19 protein-coding genes are annotated in these 17,958 nt (G+C 65.6%); all 19 read left to right on the top strand.

Features of this window, described 5'->3' with window-relative positions; all coding sequences use genetic code 11:
• The 19 genes from FJV43_RS07785 (at position 1) to hypE (ending at position 17,954) form a co-directional block, all read left to right on the top strand.
• Positions 1-1,320 (top strand): DUF3422 domain-containing protein, encoded by a 1,320-nt coding sequence (locus FJV43_RS07785; protein WP_239625917.1) that lies wholly within the window; start codon positions 1-3, stop codon positions 1,318-1,320.
• Between the two features lie 67 nt (positions 1,321-1,387).
• Entirely contained in the window at positions 1,388-2,404 is a 1,017-nt protein-coding gene (locus FJV43_RS07780; protein WP_239625915.1) for a HupU protein, read from the top strand.
• A complete protein-coding gene (locus tag FJV43_RS07775; RefSeq protein WP_239625913.1) occupies positions 2,401-3,840 on the top strand; it encodes a nickel-dependent hydrogenase large subunit in 1,440 nt (479 codons plus the stop codon). Before FJV43_RS07780 ends, FJV43_RS07775 begins: the two co-directional genes overlap by 4 nt.
• A 198-nt stretch (positions 3,841-4,038) precedes the next feature.
• Positions 4,039-5,130 (top strand): hydrogenase small subunit, encoded by a 1,092-nt coding sequence (locus tag FJV43_RS07770; protein WP_194392650.1) that lies wholly within the window; start codon positions 4,039-4,041, stop codon positions 5,128-5,130.
• A 29-nt stretch (positions 5,131-5,159) separates the two neighbouring features.
• On the top strand, positions 5,160-6,950 hold the full coding sequence (locus tag FJV43_RS07765; RefSeq protein WP_239625911.1) for a nickel-dependent hydrogenase large subunit: 1,791 nt from the start codon (positions 5,160-5,162) through the stop codon (positions 6,948-6,950).
• 9 nt (positions 6,951-6,959) lie between these two features.
• Entirely contained in the window at positions 6,960-7,703 is a 744-nt protein-coding gene (gene cybH, locus FJV43_RS07760) for a Ni/Fe-hydrogenase, b-type cytochrome subunit (RefSeq protein ID WP_239625909.1), read from the top strand.
• Between the two features lie 17 nt (positions 7,704-7,720).
• Positions 7,721-8,299 (top strand): HyaD/HybD family hydrogenase maturation endopeptidase, encoded by a 579-nt coding sequence (locus tag FJV43_RS07755; protein WP_239625907.1) that lies wholly within the window; start codon positions 7,721-7,723, stop codon positions 8,297-8,299.
• 27 nt (positions 8,300-8,326) lie between these two features.
• A complete protein-coding gene (locus FJV43_RS07750) occupies positions 8,327-8,623 on the top strand; it encodes a HypC/HybG/HupF family hydrogenase formation chaperone (protein ID WP_194392654.1) in 297 nt (98 codons plus the stop codon).
• A gap of 276 nt (positions 8,624-8,899) precedes the next feature.
• Entirely contained in the window at positions 8,900-9,346 is a 447-nt protein-coding gene (locus FJV43_RS07745) for a hydrogenase accessory protein (RefSeq protein ID WP_239625905.1), read from the top strand.
• Positions 9,343-10,206: a hydrogenase expression/formation protein gene (locus FJV43_RS07740; RefSeq protein WP_239625903.1), complete on the top strand. Its 864-nt coding sequence runs from the start codon at positions 9,343-9,345 to the stop codon at positions 10,204-10,206. Before FJV43_RS07745 ends, FJV43_RS07740 begins: the two co-directional genes overlap by 4 nt.
• Complete coding sequence (locus FJV43_RS07735) at positions 10,203-10,412, top strand: rubredoxin (RefSeq protein WP_239625902.1); 210 nt, start codon at positions 10,203-10,205, stop codon at positions 10,410-10,412. The genes FJV43_RS07740 and FJV43_RS07735 overlap by 4 nt, the downstream gene beginning before the upstream one ends.
• Positions 10,409-10,936, top strand: coding sequence for a [NiFe]-hydrogenase assembly chaperone HybE (gene hybE / locus FJV43_RS07730; RefSeq protein ID WP_239625900.1), 528 nt, complete (start codon positions 10,409-10,411; stop codon positions 10,934-10,936). The genes FJV43_RS07735 and hybE overlap by 4 nt, the downstream gene beginning before the upstream one ends.
• On the top strand, positions 10,933-12,027 hold the full coding sequence (locus tag FJV43_RS07725; protein WP_239625898.1) for a nickel-dependent hydrogenase large subunit: 1,095 nt from the start codon (positions 10,933-10,935) through the stop codon (positions 12,025-12,027). The genes hybE and FJV43_RS07725 overlap by 4 nt, the downstream gene beginning before the upstream one ends.
• Positions 12,020-12,361 carry a hydrogenase maturation nickel metallochaperone HypA gene (gene hypA, locus FJV43_RS07720; RefSeq protein ID WP_239625896.1) on the top strand — a complete coding sequence of 114 codons (342 nt, stop codon included), beginning with the start codon at positions 12,020-12,022 and terminating at the stop codon, positions 12,359-12,361. The genes FJV43_RS07725 and hypA overlap by 8 nt, the downstream gene beginning before the upstream one ends.
• On the top strand, positions 12,361-13,287 hold the full coding sequence (hypB, locus tag FJV43_RS07715) for a hydrogenase nickel incorporation protein HypB (protein WP_239625895.1): 927 nt from the start codon (positions 12,361-12,363) through the stop codon (positions 13,285-13,287). Before hypA ends, hypB begins: the two co-directional genes overlap by 1 nt.
• 2 nt (positions 13,288-13,289) lie before the next feature.
• Positions 13,290-15,542 (top strand): carbamoyltransferase HypF, encoded by a 2,253-nt coding sequence (gene hypF, locus FJV43_RS07710; protein ID WP_239625893.1) that lies wholly within the window; start codon positions 13,290-13,292, stop codon positions 15,540-15,542.
• Positions 15,542-15,778, top strand: a complete 237-nt coding sequence (locus tag FJV43_RS07705; protein ID WP_239625891.1) for a HypC/HybG/HupF family hydrogenase formation chaperone — start codon at positions 15,542-15,544, stop codon at positions 15,776-15,778. The genes hypF and FJV43_RS07705 overlap by 1 nt, the downstream gene beginning before the upstream one ends.
• Entirely contained in the window at positions 15,775-16,917 is a 1,143-nt protein-coding gene (gene hypD / locus FJV43_RS07700; RefSeq protein WP_239625889.1) for a hydrogenase formation protein HypD, read from the top strand. The genes FJV43_RS07705 and hypD overlap by 4 nt, the downstream gene beginning before the upstream one ends.
• Positions 16,914-17,954 (top strand): hydrogenase expression/formation protein HypE, encoded by a 1,041-nt coding sequence (gene hypE / locus FJV43_RS07695; RefSeq protein WP_239625887.1) that lies wholly within the window; start codon positions 16,914-16,916, stop codon positions 17,952-17,954. Before hypD ends, hypE begins: the two co-directional genes overlap by 4 nt.
• Positions 17,955-17,958 lie beyond the last annotated feature (4 nt).

Below are 17,958 nucleotides of genomic sequence, written 5' to 3'. Positions count from 1 at the left end.
ATGAGCCCTGGTCTGGACCTCGCCTGCTTTCAGTTGCATCCGCAGCGGGGCGCGGTGTTGAGTGAGGTCCATGCGCGCCCGTTCACTCGGCTGACCGGGCCGCTCGCCGTGCTGCGCTTTGCATTTCTCAGCCAGGGCGATACGGCGACCGCTGATCGGCAGAGCTTTGCGTCCTTTTGCGCCGCACATGGACTGGCAGCGCCGGATGCATCCGCAAAACACCATCACGTGACGGTCGGCACCGTCACTTTGCGCTGGGAGCAACATTCCGAGTTCACGACCTTCACCTGGATCAGAAGGCGTGCGGGCGCCTCGCGTCCGTTTGGTGATGTGGACGACGAGCTTGCTGCGCTGATCGGGTCGCTTCCTCAGGCCGGACAATTGCTGGTCGCACTCAAACTCGAGGTCGAGGAGACATCTGCTGCGGTTGATCGCGCCGAACAGTTGTTCGAGAAAGGCAGCCTTGCCATGGTCAACGTTCGAAGCGGCCAGGCTGTGGTCGCTTCCGACTTCCGGGTGGACGAGCAGGGCTTCGTGCGGATCCTGGTCTGCAACAACGGTCTTTCTTCAGGCCGTCTGGGTGCTCTGGTGCAGCGCGTGCTCGAGATCGAGACCTATCGCACGCTGGCGCTGCTCGGTTTACCGGCTGCGCTTGCGCTCGCACCATCTGCTGATCACATCGGGCGACGGCTGGTCGAGGTGCTCGAGGAGATGCAGGGCGCGGCAGACTTCAAGCTCAACAATCATCTGTTGACCGAGCTGACCGCGCTCGCCGCCTCGCTCGAGCGCGGCGCCGCCGGCAGCCTCTTCAGATTTGGGGCCAGCCGGGCCTATTACGATATCGTGCAGGCTCGGCTCGGGGTGGTCGAAGGCGGCGAGATCGCGGGCTATCCGACCTGGTCGTCGTTTCTCGCCCGCCGGATGGCGCCGGCGATGCGGACCTGCGCCGCTCTGGAGGAGCGTCAGGCCAATTTGTCGATCAAGCTTGCGCGCGCCGCCGACCTCCTGCGCACCCGCGTCGACGTCGAACTGGAGGAGCAGAACCGCGACCTCTTGCGCTCGATGAACGAGCGTACCAAGCTGCAGCTGCGCCTGCAAAGTACGGTCGAGGGGCTGTCGGTGGCAGCGATCGGCTATTACGTTGTCAGCCTGTTCGGCTATGTTGCCAAGGGCGCGCATGACGGCGGCGTGCATGTCGAGCCGTCGCTCGCGACTGCGCTCTTCGTGCCGGTCGCCATCGGCGTTACCTGGATTGTCACGCACCGGATTCGCAGGCGGCACTTGAAGCATGACGGCGGGACGTCGGCCAGGCAAGATTGAGTTACTTGAAGCCAAAGCCGTGCTCGTGTGCTACGAGCGGCCGATGCTTGGAGGCTGAGGAGGAGCCATGAGCGGATCGGGTGGAATGACCAACGTGCTCTGGCTGCAGGGTGCCAGTTGCGGCGGCTGCACGATGTCGATCCTCGAAAGCGGTGCCTCCGGCTGGTTCGACGAGCTCAGGCAGTTCGGCATCAACTTGCTATGGCATCCGTCGGTCAGCGAAGAGACCGGCGAGGAGGCGGTCGAGGTGCTGCAGTCCGTGCTCGACGGCAAGGTGCGGCTCGACCTGCTCCTGCTGGAAGGATCAGTGGCGCGGGGGCCGAACGACACCGGCCGCTTCAACATGCTCGCCGGCACCAACCGTTCGGTCTATCGCTGGATGCTCGATCTTGCGCCGCGCGCCGACTATGTCGTCGCGGTCGGAAGCTGTGCGGCCTATGGCGGCGTGCCGGCCGCCGGGTCGAACCCGACCGATGCGGTCGGCTTGCAATTCGAAGGGTCCGACAGCGGCGGTGCGCTGGGCGCGGGCTTCCGCTCCCGGCTCGGTCTTCCCGTCATCAACGTTGCGGGTTGCGCGCCGCATCCGGGCTGGATGATGGAAACCATCCTGGCACTGACCACCAAGGACCTGACCGCCACCGACCTCGATTCCTACGGGCGGCCCAAATTCGTCGCCAATCACCTTGCCCATCACGGCTGCTCGCGCAACGAGTTCTACGAGTTCAAGGCCAGCGCCGAGACCATGTCGGAGCGTGGCTGCCTCATGGAGCATCTCGGCTGCAAGGCGACGCAGGCGGTAGGCGACTGCAACCAGCGCTCCTGGAACGGCGGCGGATCCTGCACCAAGGGCGGCTATGCTTGCATCGCCTGCACGTCGCCGGGCTTCGAAGGGGCGCAGAACTTTCTGGAGACCGCCAAGCTCGCGGGCATTCCGGTCGGGCTCCCGACCGACATGCCGAAGGCGTGGTTCGTCGCACTCGCCGCGTTGTCGAAGTCCGCGACGCCGCGCCGCGTGCGGCTGAACGCGACCGCCGACCATGTGGTCGTGCCGCCGGGTCGCGCGACGACGAAGAACAAGCCATGACGCGGATCACGATCGGCCCGTTCAACCGCGTCGAGGGCGATCTCGAAGTCCGCCTCGATGTCGAGAGCGGCCGCGTCGTGCGTGCCGAGGTGACGGCACCGCTCTACCGAGGTTTCGAGCAGATCCTGGAAGGTCGGCCGCCGCTTGATGCGCTGGCGCTGGCACCGCGCATCTGCGGCATCTGTTCGGTCTCGCAATCGGTCGCGGCTGCGGCCGCCCTGCGCGCCGCCATGTCGATCGAGGCGGCACCCAACGGGCTGCTCGCCACCAACATCGCCCATGCCGCGGAGAACGCGGCCGACCATCTGACCCATTTCTACATCTTCTTCATGCCGGACTTTGCCCGCGAGGCCTATGCCGCCCATGGCTGGCACGAGGAGGCGCGCGAGCGCTTTGCCGCCACCCGCGGCAGCGCGGCGCGCGATGCCTTGCCGGCGCGGGCGCGGCTGCTCGAGACCATGGGCATCATTGCCGGAAAATGGCCGCACAGCCTGGCGTTCCAGCCCGGCGGCACCACGCGCGCCATCGATCTCGGCGAGCGGATCCGGCTCTTGTCGATTGTGACGGCGTTTCGAGCCTTCCTTGAGCGCGTCGTCTTCGCGGATTCGCTGGAGAACGTGCTGGCGATCGCAACCGCCGACGAGCTGGACGGCTGGCGCGATGGCCGTGGCGGCGACTTCGCGCATTTCCTGCGGCTGGCGGACAGTCTGGCATTGACCGGGCTCGGCCGGGGGGCGGGGCTGATGATGAGCTACGGCGCCTATCATGGTGTCGACGGCGAGTTGTTTCCGCGCGGCCTGTTCGGCCCGCGCGCAATCGTCGAACCCCTGCCGCTGACGCAAATCACCGAGGACGTCTCGCATGCCTGGATGCGGAATTCCTCCGCGGATCCCGCCCATAGCAGCACAGTCCCGGATCCCGACAAGCCGGCGGCCTACAGTTGGTGCAAGGCGCCGCGTTTGTCGGGCCAGCCGATCGAGGTCGGCGCGATCGCGCGGCAGACGGTGGCGGGCCAGGCATTGATCACGGATCTGGTCGCGCGGGACGGCACCAACGTGCGCAGCCGCGTGATCGCGCGGCTGATCGAGACCGCGCGCATCGCGCTTGCCATGGAGCAGTGGACGCGCGCGCTGCGGCTGTCGGAGCCGTTCTGCCACAATTCGCGCGAGTTCCCGGACGGAAGCTGTGTCGGGTTGGTCGAGGCCGCCCGCGGCAGTCTCGGGCACTGGATGGCGGTGCGCGACGGCAAGATCGAGCGCTACCAGATCATCGCGCCGACCACCTGGAATTTCTCGCCGCGCGATTCCTTCGACGTCGGCGGCCCGCTGGAGCAGGCGCTGGTCGGCACCGATGTCGGCGAGGCCGGGCCGCGTGCGGTTGCGATCCAGCACATCGTGCGCTCGTTCGATCCCTGCATGGTGTGCACCGCGCATTGACCGGAAACTTCGTTGCCGGCTGCAAATCGAATTGTTTCCGCTTCTCGTGTTGGCAGCGTCCTCACGTACCGTTCATGACGGTGGTTCAAAGCCGCAACGTTCTGGAATCTCTCCAGTTTTGAATCGCTCCAGGCTGTTGGCCTGCTTCTTGCTGTCCTTTGCGTCATCGAAAAGTCAAAGCCGAAGGCGGGAGGATTCATGGGCGCGGCGACGGAAACGTTCTACAGCGTGATCAGGCGGCAAGGCATCACGCGTCGGAGCTTTCATAAATTCTGCAGCCTGACGGCGACGAGCCTCGGCCTCGGACCGCTGGCGGCGAGCCGCATTGCTAACGCGCTCGAGACCAAACCGCGCGTGCCCGTGATCTGGATGCACGGTCTCGAATGCACCTGTTGCTCGGAGAGCTTCATCCGCTCCGCGCATCCGCTGGTCAAGGATGCGGTGCTGTCGATGATCTCGCTCGACTACGACGACACCATCATGGCAGCTGCGGGCCATCAGGCCGAAGCCATCCTCGAGGAGACCCGCGCCAAGCACAAAGGCCAGTATATCCTCGCGGTCGAAGGCAATCCGCCGCTGAACGAGGGCGGGATGTTTTGCATCGACGGCGGCAAGCCGTTCGTCGAGAAGCTGAAGATGATGGCCGAGGACGCGATGGCGATCATCGCCTGGGGTGCCTGCGCCTCCTGGGGCTGCGTGCAGGCGGCAAAGCCCAATCCGACACAGGCAACTCCGATCGACAAGGTGATCACCAACAAGCCCATCATCAAGGTGCCGGGATGCCCCCCGATCGCCGAGGTGATGACCGGCGTCGTCACCTTCATCACGACCTTCGGCAAGTTGCCCGAGCTCGATCGCCAGGGTCGGCCGAAGATGTTCTACTCGCAGCGCATTCATGACAAGTGCTACCGGCGCCCGCATTTCGATGCGGGGCAGTTCGTCGAGGAGTGGGACGACGAGTCCGCGCGCAAGGGCTACTGCCTCTACAAGATGGGCTGCAAGGGGCCGACCACCTACAACGCCTGCTCGACCGTGCGCTGGAACGGCGGCGTGTCCTTCCCGATCCAGTCGGGTCACGGCTGCATCGGCTGCTCGGAGGACGGCTTCTGGGACAAGGGCTCGTTCTACGATCGTCTCACCAACATCAAGCAGTTCGGCATCGAGAAGAACGCCGATCAGATCGGCATGGTGGCGGCCGGCGCCGTCGGCGCCGCGGTGGCTGCGCATGCGGCTGTGACCGCTGTCAAGCGGCTCGCGACCAAGCGCGAAGACGCCGACCACAATAGCTGATCGAAAAGACACGGCAGGGCAGGACAATCATGGGTATCCAGACTCCCAACGGCTTCAATCTCGACAATTCCGGCAAGCGCATCGTCGTGGACCCGGTGACCCGTATCGAAGGTCACATGCGGGTCGAGGTCAATGTCGACGCCGACAACGTCATCCGCAACGCGGTCTCCACTGGCACGATGTGGCGCGGCATCGAGGTGATCCTGAAGAACCGCGATCCGCGCGACGCCTGGGCGTTCACCGAACGGATCTGCGGCGTCTGCACCGGCACGCACGCGCTGACCTCGGTGCGCGCGGTCGAGAACGCGCTCGGGATCACCATCCCGGAGAACGCCAATTCGATCCGCAACCTGATGCAGCTTGCCCTGCAGGTGCACGACCACGTCGTCCATTTCTATCACCTTCACGCGCTGGACTGGGTCGACGTCGTTTCCGCGCTCTCGGCCGATCCGCGGGCGACCTCGACGCTGGCGCAGTCGATCTCGAGCTGGCCACTGTCGTCGCCCGGCTACTTCAAGGATCTGCAGACCCGGCTGAAGAAGTTCGTCGAGTCCGGACAGCTCGGTCCGTTCAAGAATGGATATTGGGGCAGCAAGGCCTACAGGCTGCCGCCCGAAGCCAATCTGATGGCGGTGGCGCATTATCTGGAGGCGCTCGATTTCCAGAAGGAGATCGTCAAGGTTCACACCATCTTCGGCGGCAAGAACCCGCATCCCAACTGGCTCGTCGGCGGCGTGCCCTGTCCGATCAATGTCGACGGCACCGGCGCTGTCGGCGCCATCAACATTGAACGGCTGAACCTGATCTCCTCGATCATCGACCGCCTGATCGAGTTCAACGAAATGGTCTATCTGCCCGACGTGGCCGCGATCGGCTCATTCTACAAGGATTGGCTCTATGGCGGCGGCCTTTCGAGCCAGAGCGTGCTCTCGTATGGCGACGTGCCCGAACATGCCAACGACTATTCCGCCAAGAGCCTGAAGCTGCCGCGCGGCGCCATCATCAACGGCAATCTGTCCGAGGTGTTTCCGGTCGATCACGCCAATCCCGACGAGATCCAGGAGTTCGTGGTGCACTCCTGGTACAAATATCCCGACGAGACCAAGGGACTTCATCCCTGGGACGGTGTCACCGAGCCGAATTACGTGCTGGGACCCAACGCGAAGGGCACCAAGACGGCGATCGAGCAGCTCGACGAAGGCGGCAAGTACTCCTGGATCAAGGCGCCGCGCTGGCGCGGTCACGCCATGGAGGTCGGCCCGCTGGCGCGCTGGGTCGTCGGCTACGCGCAGAACAAGGCGGAGTTCAAGGATCCCGTCGACAAGTTCCTTCGGGATCTGAACCTGCCGATGTCAGCGCTGTTTTCGACGCTCGGCCGCACTGCGGCGCGTGCGCTCGAATCCGTCTGGGCCGGACGTCAGATGCGCTACTTCCAGGACAAGCTCGTCGCCAACATCAAGGCCGGCGACAGCTCGACCGCCAATGTCGACAAGTGGAAGCCGGAGAGCTGGCCGAAGGAGGCCAAGGGAGTCGGCTTCACCGAGGCGCCGCGCGGCGCGCTCGCGCACTGGGTCAAGATCAAGGACACCAAGATCGACAACTACCAGTGCGTGGTGCCGACGACCTGGAACGGCTCGCCGCGCGACCCCAAGGGAAATATCGGCGCCTTCGAGGCGTCGCTGATGAACACGCCGATGGTCAATCCCGAGCAGCCGCTGGAGATCCTGCGCACCATCCATTCCTTCGATCCGTGCCTGGCCTGTTCGACGCACGTCATGAGCCCGGACGGCCAGGAACTCGCCAAGGTCAAGGTCAGGTAGGAGAGGGTCATGATGGATGCAGTTGCTCCCGCCTCGGACGCCAGGCCCGACCTCGCGGCGATCGCAGCCGATGCTTCCGGGGAACGTGCGGTGGGTCGTCCCACCGTCTATGTCTATGAGGCTCCGGTACGGATCTGTCACTGGGTGAACGCGTTCTCGATCATCGTGCTCATGGTGACCGGCTATCTGATCGGAACGCCGTTGCCGACGGTCGCGGGCGAGGCGTCCGACAATTTCGTGATGGGCTACATCCGCTTCGCCCATTTCGCCGCGGGGCAGGTGCTCGCGGTCTTCTTCCTCACGCGCATCCTGTGGGCTTTTGTCGGCAACCACCATTCCCGGCAGATCTTCTACATCCCGGTTCACCGCAAGCAGTTCTGGAAGGAAGTGCTGCACGAAATCCGCTGGTATGCGTTCCTGGAGCGCGAGCCCAAGATGTATGTCGGCCACAATCCGCTGGCGCAGACCGCGATGTTCACCGGCTTCACGCTGTTCGTGGCCTTCATGATCGTCACCGGCTTTGCACTATATTCGGAAGGGCAGGGCATCGACAGCTGGCAGTACAAGCTGTTCGGCTGGGTGTTTGCGATTTGGCCGAACAGCCAGGACGTTCATACCTGGCATCACCTCGGCATGTGGGCGCTGGTCGTGTTCGTGACGGTGCACATCTACGCCGCGATCCGCGAAGACATCATGTCGCGCCAGAGCATCATCTCCTCGATGATCTCGGGCGAACGGCAATTCCGCGACTGAGACGGGAACGCCAAGTGATGCCGACATTCTCACATGACGATCGCATCCTGGTGCTCGGCATCGGCAATATCCTGTGGGCCGACGAAGGGTTTGGCGTGCGCACGGTGGAGGAGTTCCACCGCCGCTACGTCGTGCCGGACAATGTCACCATCCTCGATGGCGGCACCCAGGGGCTCTATCTCGTCAACTATCTGGAAGAGGCGGACCGCCTGATCGTGTTCGACGCGATCGACTATGGCCTCGAGCCCGGCCAGTTGAAGCTTGTGCGTGACGACGAGGTGCCGCGTTTCACCGGCGCCAAGAAGATGAGCCTGCACCAGACCGGCTTCCAGGAAGTGATCAGCGCGGCCGACCTGCTCGGCCGGTGCCCGAAATATCTGGTGCTGATCGGCTGCCAGCCGCTCGATCTCGAAGACTGGGGCGGGCCGCTGACGCCGCCGGTGCGCGACCAGATCGCGCCGGCGATCAATCTCGCTTGCGCCATCCTGGCCGAATGGGGCGCCACGGTGAGCCAACGCGCCGAGCCATTGGCAGATGCCGAGCGGCTGCTCGCCAATGACATCGATCATCTCCACTACGAGACGCGGCCGGCCTGATCGGCCACACTGCCGGAGATTTTGTCCATGTGCCTCGGCCTGCCCATGACGATTGTCGAGACCGACGGAGTGTCGGCGCTGTGCGCGTATCGCGGCGAACAGCGCCGGGTCTCTGTGCTGCTGCTCTCGAATCCGCCGGTCGGCGCCAAGGTGCTGGTCTATATCGACACCGCGATCCGGCTGCTGGACGAGGACGAGGCGCGCCTCATCGCGAATGCGATCGAAGGCCTCAGCGCGGCGCTCGACGGCGAGGATTGCGACCGCTTCTTCGCCGACCTCATCGACCGCGAGCCGCAACTACCGGAGCACCTCCGGTCCAGCTAGCAGCGCCGCTGCATCTCCCGATGAATGCATTGACGACACCCGGGACCGGCCGGCCTCGGCGGCCACCGTACGCCTGGAAGGTCGATTTCTACCTGCAAAGCTAGCTATCACCAGATATGACAAGTATCTTTCCATAGAAGCTTGGCTTGCAGTCGATGTCAGGAAATAGATGATACAGATCAATTGGATAAATCCGGACAGGTGATAACCAATCCTGGCACGTGCCTTGCTAACCTCTAGTCCGAGCAAAAACACAAGCTTGTCAGGGGAGGTTCGATGGAATTCCAGGTGGGAAAGCATGATCCGGCGCGGACTGGCCTGCCCGAGGTCGATGCTGCGACGGTCGATCATTTCCTTGGCGGAGCGGACGAGGCCGGAGCGGTCGCGGTGCTGCTGTCGGCGGGCGATCCCAACCGCTTTCCGGAGGCAATCGATGTCGCCGTGGTGCTGCCCGAACTCATCGCGGCGTTCGGTAATCGGCTGCGCGGTGCGATCATCGCGCGCAGCGACGAGAGCGCGCTCGGCCAGCGCTTCGGCGTGCGCGTGCAGCCGACGCTGATCTTCGTCGCCAAGGGCGAGACGCTGGGACTGATCGCCAAGATCCAGGACTGGTCGGTCTATGTCGACCGCATCACCAAGCTGATCGACCGGCCGCGCGGGCAAGGCGCCGCAGTCGCCGTCACCATCGTTCCCCAGCATCGCGCACAAGAGGTCGGGCTATGAAGGCCGGCTTCTGGGACGCGCCCGAAGGCGCCGAGCAACCGGTCAACGTGTTTCCGATCGGCGACGAGAGTCTCAATGCAGCGAAGGGCAGCCTGACGGCGGCCGGCGCGCTGGCAAAGCTTGCAACGCTCGACAGTGCGGAGCTTGCAAAGAGCTGCCCGAACGCGGTCGCGCTGCTCTCGAGGATCGCGGGTGCCATTGAAGGCCAGAAGGCGGAGGCGCCGACGCAATTGTTCCGGCTCGCCAATCTCAACGAGCTCGAGAGCAAGCTGGTGGCCGACGTGCTCGGCGAAGGCGAGGTCGCCGGCGTCGTCGCGCTGCCGGACGGATCGCTGGCGCAGATCCAGGAATCGGTGCTGGCGGGAATATGGCGTGTGCGGCTCGAGACCGACGCCGCTTCCGAGTATCTCGAGATCGGGGCGATTCCGGAGATCGTCAAACGCGCGGCGGCCGACCTGACATCCGCCGATTTCGAGATCGGGCAGGTGCCGGAGGGCGCGATGAACGTGCTGCCGGTGCTCGCCGAGATCCGCGAGCGGGCACAGGCCTGGCGGCCCGGCCTTCGCTCGCAGATCATCAATTTCACGCTGCTGCCGATGAGCCCGGTCGACATGAGCTTCCTGCAGGACACGATCCGCAACGGACCGATCCAGCTCGTGTCGCGCGGCTACGGCACCTGCCGGGTGCTCTCCACCGGCATCCGCAATGTCTGGTCGGTGCAGTTCTTCAACGCCATGGACACCATCATTCTCGATACGCTCGAAGTCGGCGGCGTGCCGACGGTTGCGCTGGCAGCGGACGAGGATTTCGAGGATTCCGCCGAGCGGCTGCAGGAAATCATCGAGGCCTACTTCAAATGAGCGCCTTCGAGAATTTTGGCGTGCGCCAGGACGTTGCCGACGTCACGCGGCTGGAATGCGGCATCTGCTGGACCGTCTACGATCCGGCGGATGGCGATGAGGTAGCGCAGATCGCACCGGGCACGCCGTTCGCGGCGCTGCCGGAGGAGTGGCACTGCCCGAACTGCGACGCGCCAAAATCCAAGTTCATGGCGATCGAAACATGACCGGCAGCGCGCCAGCGAGTACATCAGGTCCTGCCGGCGGCGCCGACGCGGCGGCGTGGGGCGAGCTTCTGGCCGCAAGCTACCGGGAGATCGGCGAGCGCGCGATGCGCGATCTGCCCATCTACAACGATGCGCTCGGCGTCGAGGCGGTCGGTTTCCGTCCCTACGACGACACGATCGTCGGCATCATGGTCACGCCGTGGTTCATGAACGTGGTGATACCGGCGGGCGCTATTGCGCCAGCCACCTCGGGCGCGAACGTGCGAATGCGTTTTCCCGCGGGCGATATCGAATTCATCCTCAGCGAGGTCGCCCGGGTCGGCCGGATCGCGAGCTGCTCGCTGTTCTCGCCGATGTTCCAGTTTTCCGACATGGATGCCGCGCGAGCGACAGCCGAAGCCGCGCTTGCCGAAATGATGCTGCCGGCGGACAGCGAGGAGGCGGTTCGCCGCCGCGAGCCCGCGACAAGCCCGATCGATCGGCGTAACTTCCTGCGGGGTGCCCTGACGGAGCGGCGCGGATGAACCTCTCGTTCCGCAATGAGATCGATATCACGGTGCTGTTGTCCGGCGCCACGATCGCCGACGTCGCGATCAAGCCGCGCAGCCGACCACCGCTGACGCGGCTGTTTGCGGGAAAGCCCGCCGCTTCGCTGCTTCCGGTGCTGCCGCGTCTGTTCTCGCTGTGCTCGGTCGCCCATCACGTGGCGTTCCAGTCGGCGGTGGAAGCCGCACAAGGGCGGCAGGCGCCTCCCGCAACAGTGCGGCGCCGCGTCACCGCAGTCGTCGTCGAGCGGCTGACCGAACTGCTGCGCGGCCTGTTCGTCGGACGGCTCGCGCTCGACGGCACAAACGCGCCGGCGGTGCGCGCCGCAATGCAGGCAAGCGTGCTGCTCGGCCGTGCGGACGAGGCCGTCCCACCGGCCTTGCATCGCGACGCGGTGGAGCAGATCAAGGCTGCGCTCGGCGCGATGGGGATCGCCGGCGAAGAAGACGGGACGCTCGCGCCGGGCAGCGCGCTCGCCGCCTCCGTCGCGGGATGCAATGGCAGGCTGGTGTCACAGCCGGAGGCCGATCCATCCTTCCTGACGGTGGCGGACGATCGAGACATCGTCACGCGTCTGCTGGCGGACGGTGCGGCCTATTCCGATGCGCCGGACCTCTGCGGCCGGATTCCGGAAACTGGGGTCTGGGCGCGCAGGGCGCGCCGTGAAGCGCCCTCGCCGGCGGAAGCTGGCCCCGCCGCGCGTCTGAAGGCGCGGGTTGCCGAGGTCGCGCGGCTCTGCGCATGGCTCGATCGTGGCGATGCGGACCTCGATGAGGGCGTCGTCGCGAGCTACCGGCTCGGCGCGGGCAAGGGGGCGGCCGCTGTCGAATGCGCACGCGGGCGCCTCCATCATGCCGTCGTCCTGGACGACGAGGATCGCATCGTCAAGTTCGAGTTCCTGGCACCGACCGAGTGGAATTTTCACGCCCGCGGACCGCTGGTCAGGAGCCTCAAGGGCGCGACGCTCGCGGCCGGCCGGCAGGGACAGGACGCGGTTCGCGCGCTGGTCGGCTCCTTCGATCCCTGCGTCGGCTTCCGCCTGAATTTTCGCGAGGCGGCCCATGCATGAGATGGCGCTGTGCGAAGGCATCATTGGTATCGTCGAGGAGGAAGCGCGCAAGCGCGCCTTCACCAAAGTGAACGTCGTCTGTCTGGAGATCGGTGCGCTGAGCCATGTCGCGCCGGAGGCGCTGAAATTCTGCTTCGAGGCCGTCGCCGCGCGGACCATCGCGCAAGGCGCGCGGCTCGAGATCGTCGAGACGCCCGGCACGGCCTGGTGCATGGCCTGTTCCAAAACCGTCGAGATCGGGCAGCGCTACGAGCCGTGCCCGTCCTGCGGCGGCTACCAATTGCAGGTGACGGGCGGCGAAGAGATGCGCGTAAGGGAATTGGAGGTCGACTGATGTGTACGGTCTGCGGCTGCGGCGACGGCAAGGCATCGATCGAACATGCGCATGATCATCATCATGATCACGGTGATGGCCATGAGCACGGCGGGCACCACCATCATCATCACCACCACGGTCAGGGCCACGGTCATGGTCACCACCATCACCACGGTGGTGACCACGACCCAGCTCCCGATGAGCCCGGGCTGCTCGACTGCGGCGCCAATCCCGCGGGCCAGAAGATCGCCGGCATGAGCAGCGACCGCATCATCCAGGTCGAGCGCGACATTCTCGGCAAGAACGACCGACTTGCGGCCGACAACCGCGCCCGCTTCGCGGCCGACGGCGTGCTCGCCTTCAACCTGGTCTCAAGCCCCGGCGCCGGCAAGACCTCGCTGCTGGTCCGCGCTGTGTCCGAGTTGAAGGCAAGCTTTGCGATCGGCGTGATCGAAGGCGACCAGCAGACCTCCAACGATGCCGAGCGCATTCGCGCCTCCGGCGTGCCGGCGATCCAGGTCAACACCGGCAAGGGCTGTCACCTCGATGCCGCCATGGTCGGCGATGCCTATGACCGGCTGCCCTGGCTCAACGGCGGCCTGCTCTTCATCGAGAATGTCGGCAATCTGGTCTGCCCGGCGGCGTTCGATCTCGGCGAGGCCTGCAAGATCGTGGTGTTCTCGACCACCGAGGGCGAGGACAAGCCGCTGAAATACCCCGACATGTTCGCAGCCTCGTCGCTGATGCTGATCAACAAGATCGACCTCGCGCCCGTGCTCGACTTCGACCTGGCGAAGACCATCGAATATGCGCGCCGGGTCAACCCGAAGATCGAGGTGCTGACGGTGTCGGCACGCACCGGCGAGGGGTTTGCAACGTTCTATGCCTGGATCCGCAAGCGGATGGCGGCGATGAAGCCGGCCGCGATGACGGCGGCGGAGTGACGATGGGCGGCGAGGCCACAGCGCGGGACGGACGGCGGCTGCGCCTGCATGTGCGCGGCGCGGTGCAGGGCGTCGGCTTTCGCCCCTATGTCTACGGTCTTGCCACGCGCTACCGCCTGGGCGGTTTCGTCGCCAACGATTCCCATGGCGTCGTCATCGAGGTCGAGGGCGAGCGCGCGTCCGATTTCGTCGCGGCGTTGCCGCTGGAAAAACCGCCGCTCGCCCGCATCGACGAGATCTCGGTGCAGCTGGTCGGGGCGGTGGCGAGCGACGGGTTCCATATCCGCGGCAGCGAGCAGGGCAGGGTGTCGACGCGCATCGTCGCCGATGCCGCGACCTGCGAGGAATGCCTGCGCGAGCTGTTCGATCCAGCCAGCCGGTTCTATCGCTATCCCTTCATCAACTGCACCCATTGCGGTCCGCGCTATACCATCGCCGAGCGGCTTCCTTACGACCGCGCGACCACGGCCATGAAGCGCTTTGCGATGTGCAAGGCCTGTGCGGGCGACTATGCCGATCCCGACAGTCGCCGTTTCCATGCCGAGGCGATTGCTTGCCCGCAATGCGGCCCGCAGCTCAGCCATGGCATTGCGGAGATCGCGGCTGCGATCGCCGTGGGCCGGATCGTGGCGATCAAGGGGCTCGGCGGCTATCAGCTGCTCTGCGATGCGCGCGACGATGAAGCCGTCGCGCGGCTGCGGCAACGCAAGCATCGTGACCAGAAGCCGTTCGCGGTGATGGTCGCCTCGCGCGACGACGTCGGCGGGATCGCCGACGCCAGTGCTGCCGAGCTTGCCTTGCTCGAAACGACGGCGCGGCCGATCGTACTGATGACGTCGCACAGGCGCCTCGCGGGCGCGATCGCGCCAAAACTGTCACGGATCGGCGTCATGCTGCCCCTCGCGCCGATCCACCACCTGATCTTCGAGGTACTGAACACGGCGCATCAGCGGCCCGGCGAAAGCTGGGCAATCGTCGCCACCAGCGCCAATCCCGGCGGCGAGCCGCTTCTGATCGACAATCACGAGGCGGAGCTGCGGCTTTCCGGCATCGCCGACCTCGTCGTCACGCATGATCGCGACATCGTCACGCGTGCCGACGATTCCGTGGCCATGGTCGTTGCCGGCCGGACGCAGTTCATCCGCCGGGCCCGCGGCTACGTGCCCGAGCCGGTGAGACTTCCGCGGACTGTGCCGCCGATCCTTGCGGTCGGCGGGGCGCTGAAGTCGACCGTGACGGTGATGCGCGGCAACGAGGCCTTCGTCTCCCAGCATATCGGCGACCTCGACACCGCCGAAGGCTTTCGCTTTTTCGAGGAAACCGTCAGCCATCTGCTCTCGACCCTTGATGTCGAGCCGGTCGTCGTCGCCCATGATCTGCACCCGAACATGGCCTCGACTCATTTCGCCGAAGCGAGCGGACGGCGGCCGATCGCGGTTCAGCACCATCATGCCCATGCTGCTTCCGTCATGGCGGAACATGGCGTCACGGGCGCTGCCCTGGCGCTCGTGCTCGACGGCTTCGGCCACGGCAGCGACGGTGGCAATTGGGGCGGCGAGCTCCTGCTGTGCGAGGGGGCGACGTTCCGGCGGCTCGGCCATCTGGCGCCGATGAAGATGGCGGGCGGAGATCGCGCCGCCCGCGAACCGTGGCGCATGGCCGCAAGCGCATTGCATGAGCTGGCCCGCGGCAACGCGATCGCGACCCGGTTTGCGGCGCAGCCGCAGGCTGCGCGTCTCCATGTCCTGCTCGACCAGCCGGGTGTGCCGGTGACGACCAGCGCCGGCAGGCTGTTCGACGCGGCGGCGGGGCTGCTGGGTCTTTGTCAGGTGCAGAGCTATGAGGGCGAAGCCGCGATGAAACTGGAGGCGCGGGTTCGCGCGCCGTGCTCGATGAAAGACGGCTGGTCAATCGAGGATGGGATGCTGTCCCTGTTTCCGTTGCTTGCGCGCCTTGCGGCCGAGGACATCGATCCGGTCGAGGGGGCCGGGCTGTTCCATGGCACGCTCGCCGTTGCCTGCGTCGACTGGATCGGCCGCGCGGCGCGCGAGACCGGCGTCACGACCGTCGCCCTGAGCGGCGGCTGCTTTCTCAACGCGATCCTCAGTTCCGAGATCGAGCGCGGCTGTATCGCCGCCGGTCTCTTGCCGCTGCTGCCGCGGCAATTGCCGCCAAATGACGGCGGTCTCAGCCTGGGCCAGGCCTGGATCGCCGCGCTCCGGCTCGAACAATCCGGCCTGGAAGGAACAGCCTGATGTGTCTCGCGATACCTGCTGAGGTCACGAAGCTCCTGCCCGACGAGATGGCGATCGTCGCCATCGACGGCGTCAGCAAGGAGATTTCCGTCGCCTTGATCGAGGATCTCGCCGTCGGCGACTACGTGATCATCCATGTCGGCTATGCCCTGACGAAGATCGATCCGGAGGAGGCGAGGCGGACGCTCGAGCTGCTGCGCGAGCTCAGCGCCGAGGGGCAGGGAGCGGCGTCATGAAATATGCCGATGAGTTTCGCGACAAGGAGATCGCGCTCGGGCTCGCGAAAGCGATCCGCGCGGAAGCCGATCCGCAAAAGCCCTATCGCTTCATGGAATTCTGCGGCGGCCATACCCACGCGATCTCGCGCTACGGCCTCGAGGACATGCTGCCGAGGAACGTGCGGATGATCCATGGACCCGGCTGTCCGGTGTGCGTGCTGCCGGCCGGACGTATCGACATGGCGATCCGGCTCGCCGAGCGGCCGGACGTCATCCTGTGCATCTATGGCGACCTGATGCGCGTTCCCGGCTCGCAGGGCGCATCGCTGTTGAAGGCGAAGGCGCGGGGCGCCGACATCCGCATGGTCTATTCCACCATCGACGTTATCCGGATCGCCGGGGACAATCCCGGGCGTGAGGTGGTGTTCTTCGCCATCGGTTTCGAGACCACGACGCCGCCGACTGCCGTCATGATCCGGCTGGCGGAGAAGAAGCAGCTCGAAAACTTCTCCGTGTTCTGCAACCACGTGCTGACGCCGCCGGCGATGCAGAACATCCTGGAAAGTCCCGACATCCGCAACATCGGCCGGGTCGAGATCGACGGTTTCGTCGGGCCGGCCCATGTCTCGACGATCATCGGCACGGCCCCTTACGAGTTCTTTGCCGAGGAGTTCGGCAAGCCCGTGGTGATCGCGGGCTTCGAGCCGCTCGACATGATGCAGGCGATCCTGATGTTGGTGCGGCAGGTCAACGAGGACAGGCATGAGGTCGAGAACCAGTACAGCCGCGCGGTGAACCGCGACGGCAATCTGCGCGCCAAGGAGGAGGTCTCCGACATCTTCGAGCTGCGCGATCAGTTCGAATGGCGGGGGCTCGGACAGGTTCCCTATAGCGGGCTGAAGCTGAAGCGCGCCTACGCCAGATACGACGCCGAGGCGCGCTTCGACATGCACGAGCTGCGCGTCGACGACAATCCCGCGTGCGAATGCGGCGCCATCCTGCGCGGCGTGAAGAAGCCGGTCGACTGCAAGCTGTTCGGCACCGTCTGCACGCCGGAGACGCCCATGGGCTCCTGCATGGTCTCCTCCGAAGGCGCCTGCGCCGCACACTGGACCTATGGCCGCTTCCGCGACCATCAGCAAAGGCGCGCGTCATGAAGGCCTACCAGCGCAAGCTCGACATCAGGAACGGCTGCGTCGACCTGTCCCACGGCTCGGGCGGCCGGGCCATGGCGCAGTTGATCTCGGGTCTGTTCCACGAGGCCTTCGGCAATGAATGGCTGGCGCGCGGCAACGACCAATCGGCATTCGACGTCGGTGCCGGGCGCATGGTGATGACGACCGACGGCTATGTGGTCTCGCCCCTGTTCTTCCCCGGCGGCAATATCGGCTCGCTTGCAGTGCACGGCACCGTCAACGATATCGCCATGGCCGGTGCACGCCCGCTCTACCTCTCTGCAAGCTTCATCATCGAGGAAGGCTTCCGCTTCGCCGACCTCAAGATGATCGCGGAATCGATGGGCGAGGCGGCGCGCACGGCCGGCGTTCACATCATCACCGGCGACACCAAGGTGGTCGAGCGCGGCAAGGCCGACGGCCTGTTCATCTCGACCGCCGGCGTCGGGGTCGTGCCCGACGGGCTCGATCTCTCGGCGGAGAATGCCCGCGCCGGCGATCGCGTCCTGATCTCGGGCACGCTCGGCGATCACGGCGTGGCGATCATGTCGAAGCGGCAGAATCTCGCCTTCGAGACCGAGATCGTCTCGGATTCGGCGGCGCTGAACGACCTCGTCGCGAAGATGGTCGAAGCCGGCGGCCGCGGCATCCGCCTGATGCGCGATCCCACCCGCGGCGGCCTTGCCGCCACGCTGAACGAGATCGCCCGGCAGTCCGACCTCGGCTTCCATCTTCGCGAGGAGGCGATCCCCGTCAAGCCGGGTGTGGCGGCAGCGTGCGAGCTGCTCGGGCTCGATCCGCTCCATGTCGCCAATGAGGGCAAGCTGGTCGCGATCGTCGCGCCGGAGCTTGCCGGTGCGGTGCTGGCCGCGATGCGGGCGCATCCGCTCGGCCGCGATGCCGCCGACATCGGCGAGGCCGTGGCCGACGATCATCATTTCGTGCAGATGGCCACGAGCTTCGGCGGCGGGAGGATCGTCGACTGGCTGTCGGGCGAGCAATTGCCGAGAATCTGTTAGGGCC

It is taken from the genome of Bradyrhizobium sp. I71 (assembly GCF_022354745.1).
Lineage (GTDB): Bacteria > Pseudomonadota > Alphaproteobacteria > Rhizobiales > Xanthobacteraceae > Bradyrhizobium > Bradyrhizobium liaoningense.
Note: the sequence above shows the minus strand (reverse complement) of the source record. Positions and strands in the feature narration are given on the sequence as shown.

Coding starts and splice junctions, on each gene's coding strand:
- FJV43_RS07755 (WP_239625907.1), top strand. CDS start 7,721: ATGCCGACATTCTCACATGACGATCGCATCCTGGTGCTCGGCATCGGC.
- FJV43_RS07740 (WP_239625903.1), top strand. CDS start 9,343: ATGAAGGCCGGCTTCTGGGACGCGCCCGAAGGCGCCGAGCAACCGGTC.
- FJV43_RS07725 (WP_239625898.1), top strand. CDS start 10,933: ATGAACCTCTCGTTCCGCAATGAGATCGATATCACGGTGCTGTTGTCC.
- FJV43_RS07765 (WP_239625911.1), top strand. CDS start 5,160: ATGGGTATCCAGACTCCCAACGGCTTCAATCTCGACAATTCCGGCAAG.
- hypF (WP_239625893.1), top strand. CDS start 13,290: ATGGGCGGCGAGGCCACAGCGCGGGACGGACGGCGGCTGCGCCTGCAT.
- FJV43_RS07750 (WP_194392654.1), top strand. CDS start 8,327: ATGTGCCTCGGCCTGCCCATGACGATTGTCGAGACCGACGGAGTGTCG.
- hypA (WP_239625896.1), top strand. CDS start 12,020: ATGCATGAGATGGCGCTGTGCGAAGGCATCATTGGTATCGTCGAGGAG.
- hypD (WP_239625889.1), top strand. CDS start 15,775: ATGAAATATGCCGATGAGTTTCGCGACAAGGAGATCGCGCTCGGGCTC.
- hypE (WP_239625887.1), top strand. CDS start 16,914: ATGAAGGCCTACCAGCGCAAGCTCGACATCAGGAACGGCTGCGTCGAC.
- hypB (WP_239625895.1), top strand. CDS start 12,361: ATGTGTACGGTCTGCGGCTGCGGCGACGGCAAGGCATCGATCGAACAT.
- hybE (WP_239625900.1), top strand. CDS start 10,409: ATGACCGGCAGCGCGCCAGCGAGTACATCAGGTCCTGCCGGCGGCGCC.
- FJV43_RS07735 (WP_239625902.1), top strand. CDS start 10,203: ATGAGCGCCTTCGAGAATTTTGGCGTGCGCCAGGACGTTGCCGACGTC.
- cybH (WP_239625909.1), top strand. CDS start 6,960: ATGATGGATGCAGTTGCTCCCGCCTCGGACGCCAGGCCCGACCTCGCG.
- FJV43_RS07785 (WP_239625917.1), top strand. CDS start 1: ATGAGCCCTGGTCTGGACCTCGCCTGCTTTCAGTTGCATCCGCAGCGG.
- FJV43_RS07705 (WP_239625891.1), top strand. CDS start 15,542: ATGTGTCTCGCGATACCTGCTGAGGTCACGAAGCTCCTGCCCGACGAG.
- FJV43_RS07775 (WP_239625913.1), top strand. CDS start 2,401: ATGACGCGGATCACGATCGGCCCGTTCAACCGCGTCGAGGGCGATCTC.
- FJV43_RS07770 (WP_194392650.1), top strand. CDS start 4,039: ATGGGCGCGGCGACGGAAACGTTCTACAGCGTGATCAGGCGGCAAGGC.
- FJV43_RS07745 (WP_239625905.1), top strand. CDS start 8,900: ATGGAATTCCAGGTGGGAAAGCATGATCCGGCGCGGACTGGCCTGCCC.
- FJV43_RS07780 (WP_239625915.1), top strand. CDS start 1,388: ATGAGCGGATCGGGTGGAATGACCAACGTGCTCTGGCTGCAGGGTGCC.